Annotated in this window: 22 protein-coding genes and 1 other annotated feature; of the genes, 19 read left to right on the forward strand and 3 right to left on the reverse strand. The window is 27.5% G+C overall.

Annotated features, from left to right (window positions below; all coding sequences use genetic code 11):
* The first annotated feature begins 73 nt into the window (after positions 1-73).
* From INR60_RS01775 to INR60_RS01855, 17 genes are all read left to right on the forward strand, one after another.
* Entirely contained in the window at positions 74-1,339 is a 1,266-nt protein-coding gene (locus INR60_RS01775) for a magnesium transporter (protein ID WP_194189758.1), read from the forward strand.
* A 66-nt stretch (positions 1,340-1,405) separates the two neighbouring features.
* Positions 1,406-1,640, forward strand: a binding site (T-box leader).
* Positions 1,641-1,700: 60 nt separating this feature from the next.
* Entirely contained in the window at positions 1,701-2,609 is a 909-nt protein-coding gene (gene cysK, locus INR60_RS01780; RefSeq protein ID WP_194189759.1) for a cysteine synthase A, read from the forward strand.
* Between the two features lie 43 nt (positions 2,610-2,652).
* A complete protein-coding gene (gene epsC / locus INR60_RS01785; RefSeq protein WP_194189760.1) occupies positions 2,653-3,249 on the forward strand; it encodes a serine O-acetyltransferase EpsC in 597 nt (198 codons plus the stop codon).
* A gap of 148 nt (positions 3,250-3,397) precedes the next feature.
* The gene (queG, locus tag INR60_RS01790; RefSeq protein ID WP_194189761.1) at positions 3,398-4,378 is read left to right on the forward strand and encodes a tRNA epoxyqueuosine(34) reductase QueG; all 981 of its coding nucleotides are present in this window, start codon (positions 3,398-3,400) and stop codon (positions 4,376-4,378) included.
* A 53-nt stretch (positions 4,379-4,431) separates the two neighbouring features.
* Positions 4,432-5,136: a lysophospholipid acyltransferase family protein gene (locus tag INR60_RS01795; RefSeq protein ID WP_194190952.1), complete on the forward strand. Its 705-nt coding sequence runs from the start codon at positions 4,432-4,434 to the stop codon at positions 5,134-5,136.
* Positions 5,137-5,236: 100 nt separating this feature from the next.
* Positions 5,237-5,584, forward strand: a complete 348-nt coding sequence (locus INR60_RS01800) for a DUF5301 domain-containing protein (protein ID WP_194189762.1) — start codon at positions 5,237-5,239, stop codon at positions 5,582-5,584.
* A gap of 77 nt (positions 5,585-5,661) precedes the next feature.
* Positions 5,662-6,297 carry an endonuclease III gene (nth, locus tag INR60_RS01805; protein ID WP_194189763.1) on the forward strand — a complete coding sequence of 212 codons (636 nt, stop codon included), beginning with the start codon at positions 5,662-5,664 and terminating at the stop codon, positions 6,295-6,297.
* A 101-nt stretch (positions 6,298-6,398) separates the two neighbouring features.
* Positions 6,399-7,160, forward strand: coding sequence for an EFR1 family ferrodoxin (locus INR60_RS01810; RefSeq protein ID WP_194189764.1), 762 nt, complete (start codon positions 6,399-6,401; stop codon positions 7,158-7,160).
* Positions 7,161-7,173: 13 nt separating this feature from the next.
* Positions 7,174-7,746, forward strand: coding sequence for a DJ-1/PfpI family protein (locus INR60_RS01815; protein WP_194189765.1), 573 nt, complete (start codon positions 7,174-7,176; stop codon positions 7,744-7,746).
* Positions 7,747-7,761: 15 nt separating this feature from the next.
* Positions 7,762-8,322: an NUDIX hydrolase gene (locus tag INR60_RS01820; RefSeq protein ID WP_194189766.1), complete on the forward strand. Its 561-nt coding sequence runs from the start codon at positions 7,762-7,764 to the stop codon at positions 8,320-8,322.
* A gap of 22 nt (positions 8,323-8,344) precedes the next feature.
* Positions 8,345-8,845 (forward strand): ATP-binding protein, encoded by a 501-nt coding sequence (locus tag INR60_RS01825; protein WP_194189767.1) that lies wholly within the window; start codon positions 8,345-8,347, stop codon positions 8,843-8,845.
* A 113-nt stretch (positions 8,846-8,958) separates the two neighbouring features.
* A complete protein-coding gene (gene recQ / locus INR60_RS01830; protein ID WP_194189768.1) occupies positions 8,959-11,121 on the forward strand; it encodes a DNA helicase RecQ in 2,163 nt (720 codons plus the stop codon).
* Between the two features lie 10 nt (positions 11,122-11,131).
* Positions 11,132-11,869 (forward strand): tRNA pseudouridine(38-40) synthase TruA, encoded by a 738-nt coding sequence (truA, locus tag INR60_RS01835; RefSeq protein WP_194189769.1) that lies wholly within the window; start codon positions 11,132-11,134, stop codon positions 11,867-11,869.
* Positions 11,870-12,093: 224 nt separating this feature from the next.
* Positions 12,094-12,690, forward strand: a complete 597-nt coding sequence (locus tag INR60_RS01840; RefSeq protein ID WP_194189770.1) for a M15 family metallopeptidase — start codon at positions 12,094-12,096, stop codon at positions 12,688-12,690.
* On the forward strand, positions 12,683-13,366 hold the full coding sequence (locus INR60_RS01845) for a response regulator transcription factor (protein ID WP_194189771.1): 684 nt from the start codon (positions 12,683-12,685) through the stop codon (positions 13,364-13,366). The genes INR60_RS01840 and INR60_RS01845 overlap by 8 nt, the downstream gene beginning before the upstream one ends.
* Complete coding sequence (locus INR60_RS01850) at positions 13,356-14,486, forward strand: sensor histidine kinase (protein ID WP_194189772.1); 1,131 nt, start codon at positions 13,356-13,358, stop codon at positions 14,484-14,486. Before INR60_RS01845 ends, INR60_RS01850 begins: the two co-directional genes overlap by 11 nt.
* A 16-nt stretch (positions 14,487-14,502) precedes the next feature.
* Positions 14,503-15,993, forward strand: a complete 1,491-nt coding sequence (locus tag INR60_RS01855) for a phytoene desaturase family protein (protein WP_194189773.1) — start codon at positions 14,503-14,505, stop codon at positions 15,991-15,993.
* 6 nt (positions 15,994-15,999) lie between these two features.
* Here the strand turns inward: INR60_RS01855 and INR60_RS01860 are convergent, their stop codons facing one another.
* The 3 genes from INR60_RS01860 to aspD all read right to left on the reverse strand — a co-directional run bounded on the left by INR60_RS01860 (position 16,000) and on the right by aspD (position 19,700).
* Positions 16,000-16,641: an undecaprenyl diphosphate synthase family protein gene (locus tag INR60_RS01860; protein WP_194189774.1), complete on the reverse strand. Its 642-nt coding sequence runs from the start codon at positions 16,639-16,641 to the stop codon at positions 16,000-16,002.
* A 187-nt stretch (positions 16,642-16,828) separates the two neighbouring features.
* Positions 16,829-17,962 (reverse strand): DEAD/DEAH box helicase, encoded by a 1,134-nt coding sequence (locus INR60_RS01865; protein WP_194189775.1) that lies wholly within the window; start codon positions 17,960-17,962, stop codon positions 16,829-16,831.
* A 109-nt stretch (positions 17,963-18,071) separates the two neighbouring features.
* The gene (gene aspD / locus INR60_RS01870; RefSeq protein ID WP_194189776.1) at positions 18,072-19,700 is read right to left on the reverse strand and encodes an aspartate 4-decarboxylase; all 1,629 of its coding nucleotides are present in this window, start codon (positions 19,698-19,700) and stop codon (positions 18,072-18,074) included.
* A gap of 256 nt (positions 19,701-19,956) precedes the next feature.
* Between aspD and rpsD the strand changes: the two genes are divergently transcribed.
* Both rpsD and INR60_RS01880 read left to right on the forward strand, forming a co-directional pair.
* Positions 19,957-20,547 carry a 30S ribosomal protein S4 gene (rpsD, locus tag INR60_RS01875; protein ID WP_194189777.1) on the forward strand — a complete coding sequence of 197 codons (591 nt, stop codon included), beginning with the start codon at positions 19,957-19,959 and terminating at the stop codon, positions 20,545-20,547.
* Positions 20,548-20,669: 122 nt separating this feature from the next.
* Positions 20,670-23,285, forward strand: coding sequence for a 3'-5' exonuclease (locus INR60_RS01880; RefSeq protein ID WP_194189778.1), 2,616 nt, complete (start codon positions 20,670-20,672; stop codon positions 23,283-23,285).
* Positions 23,286-23,315: the final 30 nt, after the last annotated feature.

A 23,315-nucleotide genomic window follows, 5' to 3' on the forward strand; every position in this document is an offset into this window, starting at 1 on the left:
TCTTTTTAATACACTTTTAAGTCTGTCTTTTTTTAAAGGTGCTTTTCTCTATGTCTGGAAGGGGGAAAGTATTATGAAAAAAAAGACAGTTTTTTTATTTACTGACATTCTAGGAACTAAAATATATGATGAGTTTGATGATGTTTTAGGAGTACTTAGAGATGTTTATGTAACAACAGAAAATGGATATCCTAGATTTATAGGATACAAAGTAAAAAAAGATAGTACTAATTATCATTATGAATTTAAAAACTTAGAAGTTTATGATGATGATGGTAAGATAGTTATGAAATCAAGGGGAAGTAAAGAAATACTTCCAAGAACATATAGCTATCTTTTATCTAGGCATCTTTTAGATAGAAAGATAGTAGATATAAATGGAAAGCAAGTAGTTAGAGTTGATGATTTAAGAATTGCTCTAATTGCAGGAGAATACAGAGTAATAGCCGTTGAAACAGGTCCTCTTGCTAAATTTAGAAGGATGGGAATTGCGGGGGTTGCAAAGTTTTTCTATAAAATAATCGGAAAAAATTTTGATGATACTGTAATAATGTGGGATGACGTTGAATCACTTGAAATGGTTGATAACAACTTAAAAATTCAAGTCCCTTATAAAAAATTATCAAAGCTTCACCCAGCTGACCTTGCAGATATCTTAGAAAACTTAGATCCTAATTCAAGAAAACAAGTATTTGAATCTTTAGATTATGATTTAGCATCAGATGCTTTAGAAGAATTAGATCAAGAATATAAAGGTAAAATCTTAAAAGAGTTATCTGAAAGTAAGGCACAAGAGCTTTTAGAAAATATGCCAAGTGATGAGATAGCTGACCTTTTAGATGAATTAAATGAAGAAGAGAGAGAAAATATCTTAATAAATCTTGAAAAAGAAGATGCAGATGAAGTTAAAGAACTTCTAGAATATGAAGACGAAGCTGTCGGAAGTATTATGGCAAAAGATTTTATTTCTCTTAATTTAGATGTAACTGTAAGAGATACTGTTGATATTTTAAAGGAAATGGAACCTGACGAAGAGTCAATGTATTATATTTATATCACAGATTCAGATGAAAAGGTTCAGGGTATAATTTCACTTAGAGATCTAATTTTAGCAAAGCCAACAGCAAAACTTAGTGAAATTATGGATGATAATTTTGAATATTTAAGACATGAAGATGATATAGAAGATGCTATAGAACTTGCAAACAAATATGACCTTTTGTCTATTCCTGTAGTGGATGAAGACGATAAGTTAGTTGGTATAGTTATAATACATGATTTAATAGATGAATACCTATATCCACTTTGGAAAAAGAAAAATAGAAAATCAAAAGATTAAAAAAGTGTTGACAAAAATAAACTCTAGCATATAATAAAAGTATAAAGTTTATCAATTTACTAGGAATTAAATGCTAGGAAAAAGGAAAGTAGTATATTGAAGATTTACAGAGAGAAAAGCATAGCTGAAAGCTTTTTATTAAAGATATATACGAAGTGCCCTTTGGAGCTAATACCTGAAATTATAGTAAGGTTATTCGGGAATTGCCCGTTATAGCAATTAAGTATGTATGTACTGACACAAGAGGAATTATTTTAATTCAAATAGAGTGGAACCGCGGATTTTACACTTCGTCTCTAATTATAGTTTAGAGATGGAGTTTTTTTATTACAAAAAAATGGATTTAAAGGGAGGATTTAAGATGATTTATAACAATATTTTAGAATTAATAGGTAACACACCAATAATAAAAGTTAATAATTTAGTAGATGAAAATAGTGCAGAGGTTTATGTAAAACTTGAAAAATTTAATGTAGGTGGAAGTGTAAAAGATAGGGCAGCACTAGGAATGATAGAAAAAGCTGAAAGCCTTGGATTAATAAAACCTGGCGATACTATAGTAGAACCTACAAGTGGAAATACAGGTATAGCTTTAGCTATGATTGGAAAATTAAAAGGTTATAACGTAACTATAATTATGCCAGATACTATGAGTAAAGAAAGAAGGGCATTAATTAAAGCTTATGGTGCTGATCTTATATTAACTCCAGGAACTAAGGGAATGAAAGGTGCAATAGAAAAAGCTAACGAGTTAGTTCGTGAAAAAGGATATTTCCTTCCACAACAATTTGAAAATGTAGCTAACCCAGAAAAGCACTACGAAACAACAGCTATAGAAATAGCAAATGATTTAAATGACTTAGATTACTTTGTAGCAGGTGTTGGAACTGGAGGAACTATAACTGGAATAGGCAAATACCTTAAAGAACATATAGATGGCGTTAAAGTAATTGCAGTAGAACCGGAAAGTTCACCTGTAATTTCAGGCGGAGAACCAGGGCCTCATAAAATACAAGGTATTGGAGCTGGATTTGTACCATCTATATATAAAGAAGAATACGTTGATGAAGTAGTGAAAGTTTCAAATGAGGATGCGTATAAAATAGCTAAAGATTTTTCTAGTGAAGAGGGAGTTTTAGTTGGAATTTCATCAGGTGCAGCTATATATGCGGCTGTAGAACTAGCTAAGAAATTAGGAAAAGGGAAGAAAGTATTAGCTATAGCACCAGACGGTGGAGAGAAATATATATCAACAGGATTATACGATTAATTAAAGCTTAAACAATTAGAAAAAATAAGGAGGCTTAGAGGCTGTGTTTAAAAATTTAAGATATGATTTAAATAGAATATTAGAAGAAGATCCAGCCGCTAGAAGTAAACTTGAAGTATTTTTACTATATCCAAGCGTTCATGCATTAATTGCTTATAGGATAGCAAACAAGCTATATAAGCACAAATGGTTCTTTTTAGCTAGACTTATATCACAAATATCAAGATTCTTTAGTGGGATAGAGATACACCCAGGTGCAACAATTGGCAAAGGATTATTTATTGACCACGGTATGGGAGTAGTTATAGGAGAAACGGCAGAAATTAAAGATAATGTAACTATATATCATGGAGTAACTCTTGGTGGTACAGGAAAAGATAAAGGAAAAAGACATCCAACTGTTGGAAACAATGTAATTATAGGTTCAGGTTCAAAGGTTTTAGGACCTATAAATATAGGAGATAATGTTAAAATAGGGGCAAATTCAGTAGTATTAAAAGATATTCCAAAAGATAGTACAGCAGTTGGAATTCCAGCTAGAATAATTGGAAATAGTAAAGAAGAGAAATACGATAACATTATTGAAATAACAGATATAAAAGGAAAAAGTAAAAGAATATATAATGATATGGTAATATAATAATTTGCTAAGTTAAGCTTTATATTGTAAAATAGATTGGTAATGTGAAAAGCCTTAAAACTTTTTGCATTACTTTTTTTAACGTATAGGTGATTATTAGAATAAGCCTTTAGGTTTAAATATCATTTTATTTTTATAGGTGTATATTATGGATAAACAAAGAAAAATAATTGATTTTTGCAAAAATGAATTAAACCTAGATACTATAGGGTTTATTAAATGCAGGAAGTTTGAAGAACTTAGAGATTTTTATTTATTTAGGAAAAATTCAAATTTAGAAAATGAGTTTGAAGAAAAAGATATAGAAAAAAGAATAGACCCAAGTATTTATATGGAAGAGGCTAAGTCTATAATTTCAATAGCATTTCCTTATAATACTTTTGAAAATACTTTAGATAATGGATTTTCTATTTACACAAAAGGAGAAGATTATCATAAGGTGGTTTTTAAATATTTAGATTCTATAATTAAATATATAGAATCACTAGGAGGAAAAGCTTTAGGTTTTGTAGATAGTAATTCTCTTCCAGAAAGATATATAGCATATTTAGCTGGAATTGGAATAATTGGAAAAAACAATATGATAATTACTAAAAAGTATGGTTCATTTGTTTTTCTTTCAGAAATAATTACTGATTTAGATATAGGAAACTTAGATAAAGGAATATTTAGTGATATAAAATTATATAAAGATTGTAGAGATTGTGATATTTGTCTTAAAGAATGTCCAACTAAATCTATAAATAATTTTAAGATAAATCCAAATATTTGTTTATCTTATTTAACTCAAAAGAAGGAATTAGAGGATAAAGAAATAAATCTTTTAAAGGGAAGAATATTTGGCTGTGATAGTTGCCAAAATAAATGTCCTAAAAATAAAGATATATCTAAAACTCCTATAAGTGAATTTAAGATAAAAGATTTTATGAAGAATTCTTTAGATGATTATATTATAAATATAAATAATAGTCAGTTTAAAGAAAGCTTTAAAAATACATCATGTGGTTGGAGAGGTAAAAATACTCTAATTAGAAATGCCTTAATTAGAAAAAAATATAAAGGCGAAGATATAGAAAGTTTTAAAAGCGGATCACCTTACTTAAAAGGGTATAAAGATAGACTTTTATAGCTTACTAGAATATAATAAAATTGATTAATTTTGAGGAAGTGGGTGAATATCTTATGTTATCACCATTTATGGCTAAGGTTATAGGATTGTTACCTGAGAACTTTTTAGTTTTTGCAGGTAAAAAGATAACAGATAGATACATAAAAAATCATGCTACTATGCACGTTAAAGGCTTTGAAGAAATAAAAGAGTTAGATGGGCCTATAATATTTATTTGCAATCATTTAAGTAACTCAGATGGGTTAATCTTAAATAAACTACTTAAAGAAAAATTTGATCCGTATTTTATAGCAGGGGTTAAGCTTTCAGACGACCCTGTAACAAAGATAGGAACAGCTATGGTTAAAAACATACCTGTAAAACCTAATACAGCAGATAAAGAAGCTATGACTAAGATGGTTAAAACTTTAAAAAACGGAGAAAATCTTTTAATATTCCCAGAAGGGACAAGAAGTAGAACTTGTCAAATGATAGAAGGTAAAAGAGGTATACTTCTTTTAGCAAAAGTTAAGGGCGCTAAGGTTGTTCCTATAGGAATGCACGGAACTGATAAACTTCTTCCTATCTGTAAAGATGGGGATATGGGGGGAGAAGTATGGCACGATGCTGATGTATATGTAAACTTTGGAGAACCTGTAGTATTACCTAAAAAAGATAAAGAAGAAACAAAGCATGAATATGATGATAGATGTATGGAAATATTAATGAAATCTATAGCTAAAGAATTACCAGAAAGTTATAGAGGAGTTTATAAATAAAAAAATTGCCTAAGAGATTTAGGCAATTTTTTTTACTTTAAAGGACTTTTTATTAAGATTATAGAAGATAATAATCAATATAAAGCTTTAGGGGGATTTTATGAAGAAGATTTATTTAATTATAGGGTTAAGCTTATTTTTCTTAGTAGGCTGCACTAAAGAAGAGTTATTTAAAATAGAAAAAGCAGAAAATATAGAAAAAGTTATAGTATCTAAAGATTCAAAAGAAGAAGAACTTAAAGATAAAAAAGAGATAGATAGATTAATTAAAGAACTAGAATCTTACAAAAAGACTAAAAAAGAAAGTGTACATGATAATCCAAGTAGTGATTTTACTAAGATTACTATAAAAGGTAAAGATTTAGAAGAAATTATTTTTTTATATGAAGAATATGAAAAGAAGTATTTAGAAAAACCTTATGAAGGTATTTATGAACTAAAAGAATAAAGAAAAGTTGAAATTTAATAATAATTATTATTAAATATATGATAAAATAAATATAATAAATTTAAGGCGGTGCTAAAGTGAAAAAAAGAACAAAAGAAATTTTAGAAATATTAAAAGAAACATATCCAGATGCAAAATGCGAACTTAATCACGAAACTCCATTTCAGCTTTTAGTAGCTACTTGCCTTTCAGCACAGACTACAGATAAAAAGGTAAATGAAATAACAGAAACCCTTTTTAAAGAGTATCCTGACTTAGATGCATTTTTAACTTTATCAAATGAAGAAATAGAAGAGAAGATTAAAAAGATAGGTCTTTATAGAAATAAGGCAAAAAATTTAGTTATGATGTGTAGGCAATTAAAAGAAAATTTTAATGGAGAAGTTCCAAACATAATGGAGGGAATAACTTCTCTTAGCGGGGCAGGAAGAAAAACTGCAAACGTAGTTTTATCAAATGCTTTTAACGTTCCTGCAATTGCAGTAGATACTCACGTATTTAGAGTTTCAAATAGATTAGGCCTTGCAAAGGCTAATAATGTTTTAGATACTGAAAAACAGCTTCAAAAAGAAATACCTAAAAAGGAATGGACTTTAACTCACCACTTACTTATATTTCATGGTAGAAGGTGCTGCAAAGCTCAAAGGCCTACTTGTTTTGAATGCCCTTTAAATCACATTTGTAAATGGGATGGTAAAAAAAATCATATGTAAAAATTGTTGAGTACAAAATAGTACTCAATTTTTTTACATTAAAATATAGAAAAATTTGATATAATAAACTTATATGTAGATATAAATTTTGGAGGATTTTTATGAAAATATTTTATTTCACCTCTACTGGGAATTCACTTTATGTTTCTAAGAAGATAAAGGAGAATTTTGAAGAGTGTGATTTAGTTAAAATTTCTAGAGAATTAGATGATGTAATAGTTGAAGAAGAAAAGATAGGTATAGTTTATCCACTTCATTCTTTTGGACTACCTATTGTAGTTGAGGAATTTTTAAAAAAGATTAAATTTAAGAGTAATCCTTATATTTTTGTAGTTCAAGTTACAGGAGGCGGAAAGTCTAATAATGGTTTTTACAAGATAAATGAATTACTTAAGAAAAAAGGGCTAGCAATAAGCAATTATGAGGAGGTAAAGTATATCTCAAATTATATAAGAGCTGGAAGAAGTCCAAGTAAAGAAAGAGCAATTAAATCTATTGAAGAAAATGAAGAAAAGTTAAATCATTTTATTGAAAATATAACAATAGACTCTATAAAGGAATTTAAAAAGAGAAAAAATCATATAACTTTTTTAATCCATAACTTATGGAGAGACAAGTATAAAAAAAAGGATAAGAATTTTAATGTAAATGGTGATTGTATAAATTGCGGTTTATGCAAAGATATATGTCCTTCTAAAAATATAGAAATAGTAAATGGGAAAATAGAATTTAATGGACATTGCACAGATTGTATGGGGTGCATTAATATTTGCCCAAAGCATGCAATTAATATAGGTAAAAGTACTATTAAAAAAAATAGATACTTAAATCCTTTTATAAAAAGAGATGAATTAATTAAATAAGGGGAGTTAGAACTTGAAAAGAATAGGAATATTTATTTTTAAAGATATGACAGATTATCATGTATCTTTAATTTCACAATTATTAAATAATACAGAAGAAGTTGAGGTTATAACTTTAGCAAATAAAGATGGGGTTATAAAAGCTAGAAGTGGATTTAATTTCATCCCAGATAATACTTTAAGAAAGATAGAGTTTGAAGAGTTAGATGGACTTATAATTCCAGGAGGTTGGAGCAATGACTTTTCAGATGAATTAAGAGAACTTATTTGGTATTTAAAGGATAATAATAAGCTAATTGCTGGAATTTGCGGTGCAGGAACTATTGCACTTGCAAAGTCTGGAGTCTTTGAAAAATATGAATATACAACACCTGTAAAAACTTGGACTAAGAAGCATAAAGAGGTTTTTGGAGGAGAAGATCCATTTAATCGCAAAAATTACGTAGAATATGATGTAGTAAGAGACTGCAATTGTATTACAGCAGATGGAATGGCTTTTATTGATTTTTCAATTGAGATTTGTGATATGCTAAATCTTTTCTCATCAGATGAAGAAAAGAAGGAATTTAGAAGAATGTTTAAATAAGAAAGAGAGAAAACTATGGATTGGGTTTTAGATATATATAATTATAAACCAAGTAATGAGCAAGAAGAAAAGGATAAGGAAGCTATATTAGAGTTTATAAAAAACAATGATAATGCACTTTTAAGAGAAAATAAAACTGCGCACATAACTAGTTCAGCTTTTGTTTTAAATAAAGAGAGAGATAAGACTTTAATGATTCATCATAATATTTATAATTCGTGGGCTTGGACTGGAGGTCATGCAGATGGTGACTCTAATCTTTATAAAGTATCATTAAAAGAACTTAAAGAAGAAACAGGAGTTTTAGGAAGAAAAAATATATTAGGTAAAGAGAATATTGCATCTATAGATATCTTACCTGTATTTGGTCACATAAAAAACGGAGAGTATGTTTCAGCTCATCTTCATTTATCTATAGCTTACTTAATAGAAGCAAATGAAGATGATAAGTTAAGTATAAAAGAAGATGAAAATAGCAATGTAAAGTGGATAAATATAAAAGATTTAGATAACGTTATAAAAGATGAACCTCATATGAAGTATGTATACAATAAAATTTTAGATAAATTAAGATAAACTAAGAAGAGGTGGTGCATTTATGAAAAAACTTATAATAGTAAATGGTCCTATGGGTGTTGGGAAAAGTAGTGTTTGTAAAAGGTTAAATTCAAGATTACCTAAATCAGTATGGCTTGATGGGGATTGGTGCTGGATGATGGACCCCTTTATAGTAGATGATGAAAATAAGGATATGGTAATAGATAATATATCCCATATTCTTAGGAATTATCTTAAAAATTCAAACTTTCAAAATGTAATATTAAGCTGGGTAATTCATAAAGATGAAATCCTAAACGAGATTTTAGATAAGATTGCACTTGATAATTATGAACTTAAAAAAATAACTTTAGTTTGTAGTAAAAATGTTTTAAAAAAGAGAGTATCAAATGATATAGCCTCTGGCAAAAGAGATGTTGAAAGTTTAGAGAGAAGCTTAGCTTACCTTAAATATTATGAAGAGTTTGTAGATAACAAACTTGATACATCAGAAAAAGGAAAAAGTGAAATAGTAGACGAAATAATTAAAATAATAGAATAAATAAAAAAAGATAGACCTTTTTAGGTTTATCTTTTTTACCGTTTGGTAATTTGTTATATTAAAAATATTATTATATGGATAGAATTAAAATAAAAACTTAGGAGTTAGTGGATTTGAAAAATAAAGCTTTAGATATTTTAAATAAATATTACGGATACGATAAATTTAGAAAAGGTCAAGAAGAAATAATAAATGAAATTATAAAGGGAAATGATGTATTATCTATAATGCCAACAGGTGGCGGTAAATCTATCTGTTACCAAATTCCTGCTGTGATTTTAGAGGGGGTAACGGTTGTAATATCTCCACTTATTTCACTTATGAAAGATCAAGTAGATTCTATAAATAATATAGGAATTAAATCAGCTTATATTAATTCATCTCTTTCAAACATTCAAATAGAAGAGATTTTTAATGAAATAAGAATGGGTGAAGTCAAAATACTTTACGTAGCACCAGAAAGATTAGAATCTTTTAGCTTTTTAAATATTATTTCAAATATAAATATAAGTCAAATTGCAGTAGATGAGGCCCACTGCGTATCACAATGGGGTCACGATTTTAGAAGTAGTTATAAAAACATTAATAAATTTATAAATATGCTTGAAAAAAGGCCTGTAGTTACAGGTTTTACAGCAACAGCAACAGAAGAAGTAAAAGAGGATATAATAAAGCTTTTAGAACTTCAAAATCCAAAGGTCTTTGTAGCTGGTTTTGATAGAGATAATTTAGAACTTGTAATAGAAAAAGGTGTAAATAAAAGATCTTATATCTTAGATTACGTTACTAAAAACAAAGAGCAGTCAGGAATAATATATTGTGCAACTAGAAAAGAAGTTGATGAATTATATAATGCTTTAAATAAAAAGGGAATTGAAGCTTTAAGATATCACGCAGGGCTTTCAGATATAGAAAGAAAGGAAAACCAAGAGGCTTTTGTTTATGATAAAGGAAGCGTAATAATTGCAACAAATGCTTTTGGGATGGGGATAGATAAACCAAATATAAGATACGTTATCCATAACAATATGCCAAGAACTATAGAAAACTATTATCAAGAAATAGGTAGGGCTGGAAGAGACTCAGAGGAATCAGAATGTATTTTACTATTTTCTCCAGGAGATGTTCAAACTCAAAAATATATTATAGATAATGGAACTACTAACCCTTTTAGAAAAAGAAATGAATTAGCAAAACTTCAAACTATGATAGATTTAGTTTATTCTAATGGATGTTATAGAAAGTTTATCTTAAATTACTTTGGTGAAGAAGGGAAAGAAAGGTGTAATAAATGCAGTAGCTGTAATTTTGATGGCGAAATATTAGATAAAACTACAGATGCACAAAAGGTTATATCTTGCATTTATAGAATGAAAAGACCCTATGGAATAGGAATGATTGTAGATGTATTAAGAGGTTCTAAAAATAAAAAGTTAGTAGATTTAGAATTAAATACTTTAAGCACTTATGGAATAATGAAAGACTATTCTAAAGATGATTTAAAAGAATTTATTAATACTTTAATATCTCACGGATATATTAATTATGGGGGAGAATACCCTGTAGCTGAACCTAACTCAAACTCTTTAAAGATAATAAAGGGATTAGAAAAAGTTTTATTTAAAGAAGAGAGAAAAATTAAAGCCTTTAGCAGTAATAATGAACTGTTTGACATATTAAAAGAAATAAGACAAAGAATTGCAATAGAGGAGAAAATACCTCCATATATGGTCTTTGGGGATAATACTTTAAAAGAGATGAGTATAAGGCTTCCTAAAACTTCTGATGAATTATTAGATATTTCAGGAGTAGGATTTAAAAAGATAGAAACATTTGGAGAAGAGTTTTTAAATTCTATTAATGATTATATAAATGATAATAATATAGAATCATCATTTACTTTTATAAAAGGTGGAAATTTAAAGACTGAAGAAAAAGAAAGTAAAAAGAGAAAAACTAATAGCGATAAAAAGAAATCCTTTGAAATAACTGTAGATATGCTAAGAGAAGGGAAAATGTTTAAAGAGATTGCAAAATATCGTGATATGTCTTTAAACACTGTTATATCTCACGTAAACACTTACTTAAGCGAAGGAAATTCTATAGACTTTGAAATTGATTTTAGCACAATAATAAATAAAGATGATGAAATAGAAGTTTTAAGTGCAATAGATAAAATAGGGTTTAATAAACTTAAGCCTATAAAAGAAGCTGTAAGAGATAATATTTCATATGATACCATTAAGTATGTTATACTTAAAAAAACGATAAGTTAAAGGTGATAAGATGAGAAACATAAAAATGATAATAGAATTCGATGGAACTAGATACAAAGGATGGCAAGTACAAAGTACAGAAACTTCAACTATAGGTGAAAAGTTTAATAAGCTTTTAAGTAAGATGACAGGAGAAGAAATTAAAGTTATAGGTTGTGGAAGAACTGATTCAGGAGTTCATGCTGAAAATTATATAGCAAACTTTAAAACAAACGATAATAAAACTTTAGAAGAGATGTTTAATTATATAAATGAATACCTTCCTGAAGATATAGTTTTAAAAGATATAAGAGAAGCTAGTGATAGATTTCACTCAAGGTATAATATAGTTTCTAAAACTTATGTGTATAGAATAAACAATAATTTATATCACAATGTATTTGATAGAAGATATACTCTTCACGTTAAAGAAAAATTAAATGTAGAAGATATGATTATAGCGTCAAAGAGCTTAGTTGGAACTCATGATTTTAAAAGTTTTACTACTTTAAAATCTAAAAATAAATCAACTGTTAGAACTATAAATTATATAAATATAAGTGAAAATAACGGTTATATAGAACTAGAGTTTAATGGAAACGGGTTTTTACAAAGAATGGTTAGAATAATAACTGGAACTTTAATTGAGATAGGCCTTGGAAAAAGAAAAAAAGAAGATATAATAACTATCTTAGAAGCTAAAAAAAGATCAGAAGCTGGTTTTGTAGCTTTAGCACATGGACTTTCAATGAAAGAAATAAAATATTAGATAAAATAATGGTGCCTTTTTTATAAGGGTGCTATTTTTTTTATAAAAATCTGAAAATAATATTATAATTATGTATAATTAAAATGTAAGGTTTCGTAAGAATTAAGTTAAGAAAACGAAAAGTTCCCCATTTAAAATCAAAGTATACTTAAATTAAGGGGGACAAAAAATATGAAAAAATATTTAAAATACTTATTTTATGTTTAATATTTTATGGGGTATACATGGGTTTTGATAAAGAAACAAGAGCAGCTAAAAAAACAATAATTAAAAATGATATAATTTTAATTAATGACTCAAGTGAAATAGGAGAAAATTATAAAAGTGATTTAGTAGAAGCAGAAATAGAATTTGTAAACGAAGCAGATAAGGAAGAAAGACTAGTTTCTAAACAAATTAAAAAACCTCTTCAAGAATTAATAAATAGAGCGAAAGAAGATGGTATTTTACTGCTTGGTACTTCAGGATATAGATCGTATAATACTCAAAAATATATTTACAAAAGAGAAGTAATGATAAAAGGTAAAAGGGATGCTAAAAAGTATGTTGCAGAGCCTGGACAAAGCGAACACCAAACGGGGCTTTGCATTGATTTAACTAATCCTAGTAGACTTTTTATAGGAGGAACTAAAGAAGCTGATTGGTTAAAAGATAATTGCTATAAGTATGGATTTATAGTTAGGTATAAAAAGGGCAAAGAAAAAATAACAAAGAAAAATTATGAGCCTTGGCACATACGGTATGTAGGTAAAAAGGTAGCAAAAGAAATATACGAAAAAGGAATTTGTTTAGAAGAATATTTAGGAGAAGCTTATGAATAATATTTTAGTTGTTGATGATGAAAAAGAGATAAGAGAAATTATATCAATTAATTTAAAAAATGAAGGATACAACGTACTTCAAGCTAAAGATGGGGTAGAAGCATTAGTATTATTTGAAAACTTTGATATTAATTTAGTTATATTAGATATAATGATGCCAAAGCTTGATGGAATAGGAGTATGTAGAAAAATAAGAGAATCTTCAAATGTTCCTATATTAATGCTTTCTGCTAAGTCTGAAAACATGGATAAGATAGAAGGACTTTTAACTGGGGCTGATGATTATATAGTAAAACCTTTTGATTCTTTAGAATTATTAGTTAGAATAAAAGCATTACTTAGAAGAGCTTATTTTTTCAATACAAGTGTAGATAGAGATATAATACAAGTAGAGAGTTTAATAATAGACAAAGGAAAACATAATGTAACTTCAAATGGAGAAGAAATAAATTTAACCTCAAGAGAGTTTGAAATATTATATCTATTATATAGCAATAGAGGAAGAGTATTTAGTACAGAAGAGATATTTGAAAGAGTTTGGAAAGAGGATTACTTTCAATCAAATAACACAGTTATGGTTCATATGAGTAGGCTAAGGGATAAATTAAATAAAGCTACAAAGGGTGAAAAAATTATTCATACTGTGTGGGGAGTTGGTTATAAAGTTGAGAAATAACAGAGCGTTAAAAGAAACGGCTACAATATTTTTTTATGTATTAGTTAGTGCGGCGATATTTTATGCAATAGCTACAGGGTTAAAATATGTTGTTTTATTTTTTTATCAATATACTAGAATAAATATTTTTAATAATGTTATGGATATTGTATATTCATATAGGTTTGTAGTGACTATTATTCAGGGTATTATATATTTTTCAATTTTGTTTTATTTAATATATATAAGAAATAAAAAAGTGTATAATCATTTAGAAAAATTAGAAAGCAATGAAAAAGAGTTGCAGAAATTAATTAATGAAGTATCTAAAATGCAAAGTGATAACTTTGAAGAAGCAATAGAGGTTAATGATTTTGATGGGGATATAAAAGGTCTTAGTAAAAATATTAATGATTTAGTAAAAGATCTAAAAAATATTACCTTAGAAGAAAAGAAAGCTCAAAAAACTAAAAATGATCTTATAACAAATGTTTCACATGATTTAAGGACTCCATTAACTTCAATTATAGGATATCTAAATCTTATAGAAGAAGATAAGTATAAAGACGAAGTAGAACTTAGATACTACACAGATAGTGCATATAAAAAAGCAAAAAAATTAAAACTCCTTATAGATGATTTGTTTGAACTTACTAAGTATCAAAATGATGGCATATATTTAAACTTGCAGACTGTAGATTTTATTGAGATGGTTTGGCAGCTTATTTCAGATTTTCAATTTGAATTAGAAGATAAAGGATTAAAAATAAATGCTGATTTTTGTGAAGAAAAAGTATTCGTAAAATGTGATCCTTTAAAGCTTTCGAGGGCTTTTGAAAATATTATAAGTAATTCAATAAAATATAGTAAAAGTAAAAGTACTATAGATATTAAAATTTTCACATCAAAAGATAATCTTATATTTAGTATAAAAAACTATGGAGAAGAAATATCAGAGTTTGATTTAGAGCACATATTTGATAGATTTTTCAGAGTTGATAAAGCTAGAAATAGCGAAATAAACGGTAGTGGTCTTGGACTTTGTATAACTAAAAGTATAATAGATTTACATAATGGAAAAATAAGTGCAAGAAGTAATAACGGAGTTATAGAATTTGAAGTCATCTTAAATTTGAAATAATAGGGGTAGATAATTTATGAAAAAAGTGATTGTTGTAGGCTCAGGTCTAGGTGGACTTAGGACTGCTATTAATTTATTAAACAAAGGATATAGCGTAACTATAATAGAAAAAGAAAAAACTTTAGGCGGTAAAATTAATTATATAAAAGAAGGTGATTTTAAATTTGATTTAACTGCGTCAATTTTAATGACCCCAAACTCTTATATAGATACATTTAAAGATGTTAATAAAGACTATAGGGATTATATTCATATGTTTGATTTAGACCCTCTTTATAGAGTATATGGATTTGATAAAAGTGATTTTAGGGTTTATCAAAAGTCAGATAAAACTTTAAGGTCTTTAGAAAAGCTAAGAGGGAATCTTCCAAAAGAATATATTAAATTTTTAGAAAACTCTAATGAAAAGTATGAAATAAGTAAAAAAGCCTTTTTAGATAAGCCTATGGTTTCTTTTAAAGAGATATTTAGCTTTGATTCTATTTCAAGTTTTTTTAAGCTTCACCCAATAAAAAATAATTATGACTACACAAAGGATATTATAAAAAATAATAGGTTCTTAGAGTATTTATTATTTACATCTATGTATATAGGATGTAATCCTTATAAAAATACAAACATTTATTCTTTAATACCAGCGATAACTCAATTATATGGTTTAGTTTATATTAAGGGTGGATTCTATTCGTATATTGAAGCCTTAGAAAAGCTTATATTAGAACTTGGCGGTGAAATTTTAAAAGAAACAAATGTAAGTGAAATAGTTTTAGAAGATAGAAAAGTTAAAGGGGTTATAGCAAACGGAAACAAAATCTCATCTGATATAGTAGTTTGTAGCGCTGATTATCCTTATGCTATTAATAACTTATTTAAAGAAGAAGTAGGTTCTATAAATAAAAAAGATACAGAAAATATGGAACTATCACCTTCAGTTTTTATAATTTATTTAGGGTTATCTGAAAAATTAGAAAATCTAGAAGTGCACAACATTTATTTAAATGATGATTTTAGAGAAGGGATAGAGGCGCCTTTTAATTTAAAACTTCCTAAAAAACCTTCAGTTTATCTATACTATCCTTCAAAGGTTGATGATACTTTAGCAAAGGGAGAAAAGAGCGTTTTAAATCTTGTAGTTAGAGTTCCAAATCTAAAAAGTGAAGAAGTAATTTGGAATGATGAATCTATTAAAGAATATAGAGATATTATAATTAATTCTATAAAAAGAATAAACGGACTTTATAATATAGAAGATATTATAGAAACTCAAAAGATTTTAACTCCAAAAGACTTAGAAGAAAAGTTTAATTTGTATAAAGGTGCAGCTTTTGGAATAAGTCATAAATTAAATCAAAGTGGATATTTTAGGCCGCATTTAAAGGGAAGAGGAACAAAAGGCTTATATTTTATAAGTGCTTCAACGCATCCTGGAAATGGAGCTTCTGTAGCATTAGACGGCGGAAAGGTACTTGGAGATTTAATAGAAAAAGAGAACCCAATTTTAAAATAGGGTTCTCTAGCCTCCAAGGGTTACATCTTGCTCGTTATACCAAGAAAGAGCATCGTAAAAATCACTTTCTTTAAAGTCGGGCCACATATTATCTAAAACATAAAAGTCAGAGTAGACAGTTTGGATAGGTAAAAAACCTGAAAGTCTACGGCGCCCTCCCCACCTTATAACTAAATCAATCCTTGAAATATCTTTAGAGTGGATAAAAGGAATTATAGTTTTTTTAGAAGAAGCAGATTCTTTTAAAGGATTAAGATCCCACTCCCAACCGTAATGAACTAAAAAGTTTACCTTTAAACCACCTTTTCCAAAGACCCTTCTCTTTGTAAAGGGAAGTAATTCTTTAGGGAATGCAGAAGATTTAGTATTTCCTATAACTAAAATCTCACAGTTTTCCTTTGATAAAAGATTAACTGAGTCTATACAAGCTTTAGTAAAAGCAAGTTTTTGAACAGCGGGTCTTTTAGTATTATCAACAGTAAAACCGTAAAAAGTAACTTCTTCAATATTTTCTTTTTCACAAAGTTTAAAAAGTAGTTTTCCAGGGTTTATACCGTGGTTGTAACCCATATCTTTAGTTAGGCTGTTATTTAAAGCCCAACGTCTATTTCCGTCTGGAATAATTCCAATATGTTTAGGTACTCTCATAAAATCCCTCCTTTTAATATTAGTATTTTGCCCAATAAATTCTAATTTAAACAAAATTTATTTAGAAACTTGAAACTTTTATTTAGTTTTAGAAGTCTAACTAAATAAAGGGGGCGAAATTAATAAAAAAACTTTAGAGGATAAAAAAAGCCACAAAAAGAAGTTAAAATCTTTTTGTGGCAATTTATTAAACTAAAGTTCCGTGACTTAGAGATTTTTTCTCTATTTTAATTCCAAATTCTCTTTCATAAACTCTAATTGCAGGTAATTCTCTTTCTGTAACTAACGAGATTGTGCATCCACTTTTAGTTCCTCTTGCAGTTCTACCAGCTCTATGAAGATACTCGTTTGTGTTTTTTGGGAAGTCTAAGTTAATTATATGAGTTATATCATCTATATCTAAACCTCTAGCTGATATATCAGATGAAACTAATATGTTTATTTTCCCGTTTCTAAAGTTTTGAAGCGCTTGTTGTCTTTGCTCTTTTGTTATTTTTTTATGCATTCCAAAAGCTTCTCTGTTGTGATATTTAAGTTTTTCAGTAACTTCGTTTATATCAAAACCATGATTTATAAATACTAAAGCTTTCTTTGGCTCTACTGCTGCAAGTAATTTTCTTAAAGTTTCAATTTTATCTCTAGGGTCAACTTTAATATACATATGTTCAATATTTGGGTTTAAGCTAGCTTTAGAATCTGATTTTATAATTACTGGATTCTTTAAGAAAGATTTTGAAATTTCAATAGCTTTTTTACTTATAGTTGCAGTGAATATAAGTATTTGAGTATCTCTCATAAGAGATTTAATAATTTCATTAACATTTTGAATACTTGTATTATCTATTAAAGTATCACCTTCATCTAGAACTAAAGTTTTTACAGTATGAGCTTTTAGTTTCTTTTTTCTAATTAAATCTAAAACTCTACCTGGTGAACCTACTACTATTTGAGGTTTAACTTCTTTAAGCTTTTTGATTTGCTTATCTAAGTTAACATCTCCTATTATAGAAACAGATTTAATGTTAGCGTTTGAGTTTTCAGATAAAAGCTTAACTTGTGCTTCAATTTGCATAACAAGCTCACGAGTTGGAGCTAAGATTAGCGATTGAACATCCTTTTTACTAGAGTCAATTTTTTGGAAAATAGGTGTTAAAAAGGCTAAAGTTTTTCCGCTTCCAGTATGTGATTCGCCTATTAAATCCTTGTTTTCTAAAATTTCTGGAATTGAAAGTTCTTGGATTTTTGTAGGTTCTTTAATGTTTTGTTTTAAAAGACCATCTATTATATTTTCGTTTAATTGTAATTCTTTAAAAGACTTCATTAGATTCTCCTTAATTTATATAAATATATTTTTATCTTAATTTAAAAATAAGATGGAGTAGAGACTCCATCTTACTTAAGTATATAATAACATATTAATTAAACAAAAACTATTTTTTAGTTTCGTTGAATTTTTCTATTAAATCTATTACTAATTTTCTTAATACTTTTCCTATTTTTTCGTATTCTCTATCTTCTAAGTTGGCTAGTGATATTCTAAGTGACCACTCAGAATCGTTAAAACCACTACCAGATAGAAGGATAATTGAAGTTTCTTCTGCTAACTTATATAAAATATAAACTAAACTATAATTATCTTCTAAAAAATATGCAAATTCCTCTCCAAAGTGATTTTTAGCCCAAACTAAAAGGTTAAATTCAGTATAATAATCTGCATCATAGATACTGTCTCTAGGTTCTAATCCTAAACTGTTAAATAGTATCTCTTTTCTTTTTCTGCAAATTTCCATAGTTTGATTTTTGTAAGTATCATCTTTATCTAAAATTGCAAATGCACAGAAAAATGCCATTTGGACCTGCATAGGAGTAGAAAGACCAGCTGTATGGTTAAGTGCAACTTGCCTACTATCTGCTACAACTCTATCAATAAATGATATATCTTTGTAATTTTGAGATAAGGCGCTATATCTACCTTTTATCATTTCTTGTTTATCATCAGGTAGTTCTCTAATTAGTTTGTCTATTACATTATTTTTATGAACTGATATTGTGCCTAGCCTTTGACCAGTAACACCAAAATACTTTGAGAAAGAATAAACGCCGATAGTATTATAAGGTAAATCAGCCATAAGTGATCTAAAGTGTGGAACAAATGTACCGTAGACATCATCTGAAATTATGATTAAATTTTCATTATATTCTTTTATGATTGAAATTAAATCATTTTTACATGAGTTACTTAAAGCAACAGAAGAAGGATTACCAGGATTAACTACAAATAAAGCTTTTATAGATTTATCTTTAAGTTTTTCAAGTTCTTTCTTTGGATATTGCCAAGCACCAGAAGGATCTTTTGAAAATTCATCTGCCTTAATTTCAACAATTTCTAAACTATATCTTGGTAATTCAGGTATTTCTAAATAAGGTGTAAATACCGGAGTCATTATAGCAATTTTATCTCCTTTTGTTAAAAGCTCATTTGCTTTTAATGAATCAAAAATATAACACATCGCAGCAGTAGCCCCCTCGACTGCAAATATATCAAAATCATTTTCTAGACATTCATTATTACACATTTCTTTTATTAAGTAATCATGAACTATTTCTTCTATATGAGTGAGCATCCTATCTGGATAAGGATAGTTATCACCGATTATTGCATCTGTAAGTTCGTAGACAAAAGCATCAGGGTTAAAGTTTTTTTTCTCTATACCGTAGTTAATTATGTTTTTTAAAAGAGACATGCCAGGAAGTGACTGATTTAAACTAGAATATTTTAAAAATCTTTCGTATATTCCAGTTTTATGAGGCATTCCTGCTAAATCACCTTCCATCCAAACTCTTTGAGTTTCAGTAACTGCAAATTGTCCAAATGTAAAAAAGGCTTGCCTTGGAGTTGCAGCAGTCCAGTTAGGATTACCACGACCTGCATCAAGAAGGGGTCTTTTACTAGTTTCGTCTGAAGTGTGGGCTACATTTATTAGTTCATTTTTAAATTCAAATGGGCTAATTTTACCGTAAACTTCTTCAATAGTTTTTAATGTCTGTTTAGTTTTCATTTGTTTATCCTCCTAAGAAAAAGCATCTATAATTAATATTACCTAAAAACTATATAATAATAATAATATTAAAAAAGAAATATATAGTTAAATTTTTATTAAATATATGAAACTAGAAGGAGAAAATAGGAGATATTTAGAGAGATTATAGAATAATCAAAAAAAATTCAACATAAATAAAACTGATAATCATTTTCAAGATGCGAAAATTATGTTATGATGAATTCATAATATAACTTTGAAAAGGAGGACTACTATGGCAAAAATGATGGGACCACGTTTTAAGCTTTGTAGAAGACTTGGACTTAATGTTACAGGTCATAAAAAAGCTATGGACCGTGCGACTAAAGGAACTAGTAGAGCTGATAAAAAATTATCAGAATATGGAATAAGACTCTTAGAAAAACAAAGATTAAGAGCTTATTATGGAGTATTAGAAAAACAATTTTCAAGATACGTAAAGGATGCCTTTTTATCAAAAGACCATCCTGGAGAAGCTCTTATAATGCGTCTTGAAGCTAGACTTGATAATATGGTTTATAGAATGGGATTTGCACCTTCAATAAGGGCTGCAAGACAAATGGTTAATCATGGACATTTTTTAGTAAATGGTGAAAAGGTAGATATACCATCTTATAAACTAAAAGTTTCAGATGTAGTTGAATTAAGAGAGAAATCAAGAAAAAATGATTTCTTTAAAGAAACTTTTTTTAATAGTTTAGATAATATTCCTTATATCGAAAAATCAAAAGAAGAATTTAAGGGGATATTTAAAAGAAAGCCTTTAAGAGAAGAAGTTCCAATAATAATAGACGACCAATTAATCGTTGAGTTCTATTCAAAATAAGTTTTAGTAAAGATTACCTTCTTAAAATTAAAGTATATTTTGCCAAACTTAAGCCGTAGGGGTGCAGCCCTACGGTTTATTTTATATAATTAAATAAAGAAATAAAATTTAGAGGTTTAAATATGAGTATTAATTTAAATGAAGAGCAATTAAAAGTTATAAATGAATTAGATAAAAATATATACTTAGTAGCACCAGCTGGAACAGGTAAAACAAATACGTTAGCTATTAGGATCTCAAAAGTTATAAAAGAAAAGAGATGCAGCATAAAAGAAATACTTTGCATAACTTTTACTAATAAAGCATGTAAAGAGATGGAAGAGAGGGTTTTATTAGAACTATCAAAATGTGATGAGACTAAATGTTTAGGAAAAGATATAACTATAAAAACTTTCCATGGATTTTGTCTTCAAATACTTAAAGAAGAAGCAAAGAAAAAAACAGATATATTTACTGACTTTATAATTTATGATGAGGAAGACTCTTTAGAAACATTAAAGTTTTTAAAATACTATTTTAAATTTCCACTAAAAAATTTAAAAAGTTTTATAGATTTAGTTAAAGAATCTAGGGTTAGATATGGATTCATTACTATAGATGAAGTTACTGATTACAGAAATACAATAAATAACTTATATAAAGTTGATAGAGAAAAAATTGAGGATATTAGCAAAGTTAAATATAAGTTTGAGGAAGAACTTTTTAAAGATCTTTATAAAAGTGGAGTTCATTATATTAGAGCATACAATAGAGAACTAGGAAATAACCATGCGTTAGACTTTAATGATCTTATATTAAAAATGGAAATACTACTTAGAGATGAAGATGTTGTAGATAGATTAAGTAAAAGATATAAGTATATAAATATTGATGAAGTTCAAGATACTAGTTATTTTGAATATAAGATTATAGAAAAAATATTTAAAAATAATAATATATTACTTTGTGGAGATAGATTTCAAACTATATATTCTTGGAGAGGTTCAGAACCTAAAAAAATAGAGGAAGCATTTATAAAAAAATATAACCCTTTATATATTAATTTTGTTAAAAACTATAGGGCAACTAAGCTTTTAACAGAGATGTCAAAAAGATATTTAGAAAATGTATCAAAAGAAGAGTTTAATGAAGTTTATAGAAGCGGTATAACATCAAATTCAGAAGTTATAGGAGAAAAAGTTATAGTTAAAGAAGCTAATAATCAGGGTGAAGAAGCTTTATTTTTAATGCAAAAGATAAAAGAATTAGAAAAAGAAAACAAAGATTTATCTAAAACATGCATATTAACAAGGGATAATAGATATAGTATAGGGTTAAGTAAATCTTTAAACAATATGAATAACTCGAAGAATTTTGAATTTATTTTAGTAGATGAATATAAATTTTTTAGAAGAAGTGAAATTAAAGATATAATCGCCTTTTTAAAGCTTATTGTAAATAATTCAGATGGGTCTAGTTTAAAAAGGATATTATTAAAATTAAAAACTGGAATAGGAGAAGAAAAGATAAAGGATATTTTAAGTTCAGAATATAGAAGCTTTGGAATAAAATTAACAGATTTTATAGATAGTAAATCAGATAGAGGTGAATTCTTTTCATTACTCTTAGAAGAATCTAAAAAAGATAATATAGTAGTATTTGATGTTGAAAGTACTGGAACTGATGTAACAAAGGATCAAATAATTCAAATAGCTGCAATTAGAATAAACAAAAATGGTGAAGTCTTAGAGAAATTTGAAAGATTTATAAAACCTACTAAATCAGTTGGAAAGTCATATTTAGTGCATGGATTCTCAGATGAGAAATTAAAAGAAATCGGTGAAGATAAAGAAAAGGTATTTACAGACTTTTTAGAATTTACTAAAGGAAGACTAATAGTTGGGCATAACGTTCAATATGATATAAATATTTTAAATTCTGAACTTAGCCGTATAAACTTTAAATCTCATGAATTTCTAGACTTTTATGATACCTTAGATATTTATAGAAGGTTTTACCCAAATGAATTAAATCATAAACTTGAATATTTAAGTAAGAAGTTTAATACTTTGCATAAGCCGAGCCATGATGCTATGGATGATATTATAGCAACTGGAGAATTATTAATCAAAGCTATAGAAGATAAAATAAAAGATACTAGTATTAATAGATTAAATCTTATGCAAAGACATTTAAAATCATTTAAGGAGATAAAAGAAAAATTAAATAGTTTATTTATATTTTCTAAAACAAATGAACCGAGCGATATAATAATTGAAATACTTAGGAATTTTGATTTGTTAAATAGATATCCAAAAGAAGAAAGAGAAGCTAAAAAAGATAGAATAATTCATTTTCATAATTTAGTTAAAGAAATAAAAGAAGATGATATTTCAAACCGTGATTCATTAATAGAAGTTGTAAACTTAACGTCTCTATCAAACGGGGAGATGGAAGATATTATGACCAAAAAGAAAGGCAAGATAAGAATCCCGATAATTACAGTGCATCAGGCAAAGGGATTAGAGTTTCAAAATGTTTTTATAGTGGGACTTTACGATGGAGGTTTTCCAAACTTTTTCTCTTTAAAATCTAAAGATATAAGTGAAGAAAAGAGGCTCTTTTATGTAGCATTAACTAGAGCTAAGGAAAGACTTTATTTAAGTTATCCAAAAACAATAAGAAATACTAATGGCAATATTAGAAATGTTTTAAAAAGTTGTCTTTTGAATAGCATAAGCAAAGAATTTATAAAATAGAATATAAAAAATTAAACATATTTGTAATAT

This window comes from Clostridium chrysemydis, assembly GCF_015234215.1.
Lineage (GTDB): Bacteria > Bacillota > Clostridia > Clostridiales > Clostridiaceae > Clostridium > Clostridium chrysemydis.

Bases quoted from the DNA above. Each gene is read 5' to 3' on its own strand.
- INR60_RS01775 (WP_194189758.1), top strand. From the start codon at position 74: ATGAAAAAAAAGACAGTTTTTTTATTTACTGACATTCTAGGAACTAAA.
- cysK (WP_194189759.1), top strand. From the start codon at position 1,701: ATGATTTATAACAATATTTTAGAATTAATAGGTAACACACCAATAATA.
- queG (WP_194189761.1), top strand. From the start codon at position 3,398: ATGGATAAACAAAGAAAAATAATTGATTTTTGCAAAAATGAATTAAAC.
- INR60_RS01795 (WP_194190952.1), top strand. From the start codon at position 4,432: ATGTTATCACCATTTATGGCTAAGGTTATAGGATTGTTACCTGAGAAC.
- INR60_RS01800 (WP_194189762.1), top strand. From the start codon at position 5,237: ATGAAGAAGATTTATTTAATTATAGGGTTAAGCTTATTTTTCTTAGTA.
- INR60_RS01810 (WP_194189764.1), top strand. From the start codon at position 6,399: ATGAAAATATTTTATTTCACCTCTACTGGGAATTCACTTTATGTTTCT.
- INR60_RS01820 (WP_194189766.1), top strand. From the start codon at position 7,762: ATGGATTGGGTTTTAGATATATATAATTATAAACCAAGTAATGAGCAA.
- INR60_RS01825 (WP_194189767.1), top strand. From the start codon at position 8,345: ATGAAAAAACTTATAATAGTAAATGGTCCTATGGGTGTTGGGAAAAGT.
- truA (WP_194189769.1), top strand. From the start codon at position 11,132: ATGAGAAACATAAAAATGATAATAGAATTCGATGGAACTAGATACAAA.
- INR60_RS01840 (WP_194189770.1), top strand. From the start codon at position 12,094: ATGGGTTTTGATAAAGAAACAAGAGCAGCTAAAAAAACAATAATTAAA.
- INR60_RS01845 (WP_194189771.1), top strand. From the start codon at position 12,683: ATGAATAATATTTTAGTTGTTGATGATGAAAAAGAGATAAGAGAAATT.
- INR60_RS01855 (WP_194189773.1), top strand. From the start codon at position 14,503: ATGAAAAAAGTGATTGTTGTAGGCTCAGGTCTAGGTGGACTTAGGACT.
- INR60_RS01860 (WP_194189774.1), bottom strand. From the start codon at position 16,641: ATGAGAGTACCTAAACATATTGGAATTATTCCAGACGGAAATAGACGT.
- INR60_RS01865 (WP_194189775.1), bottom strand. From the start codon at position 17,962: ATGAAGTCTTTTAAAGAATTACAATTAAACGAAAATATAATAGATGGT.
- aspD (WP_194189776.1), bottom strand. From the start codon at position 19,700: ATGAAAACTAAACAGACATTAAAAACTATTGAAGAAGTTTACGGTAAA.
- rpsD (WP_194189777.1), top strand. From the start codon at position 19,957: ATGGCAAAAATGATGGGACCACGTTTTAAGCTTTGTAGAAGACTTGGA.
- INR60_RS01880 (WP_194189778.1), top strand. From the start codon at position 20,670: ATGAGTATTAATTTAAATGAAGAGCAATTAAAAGTTATAAATGAATTA.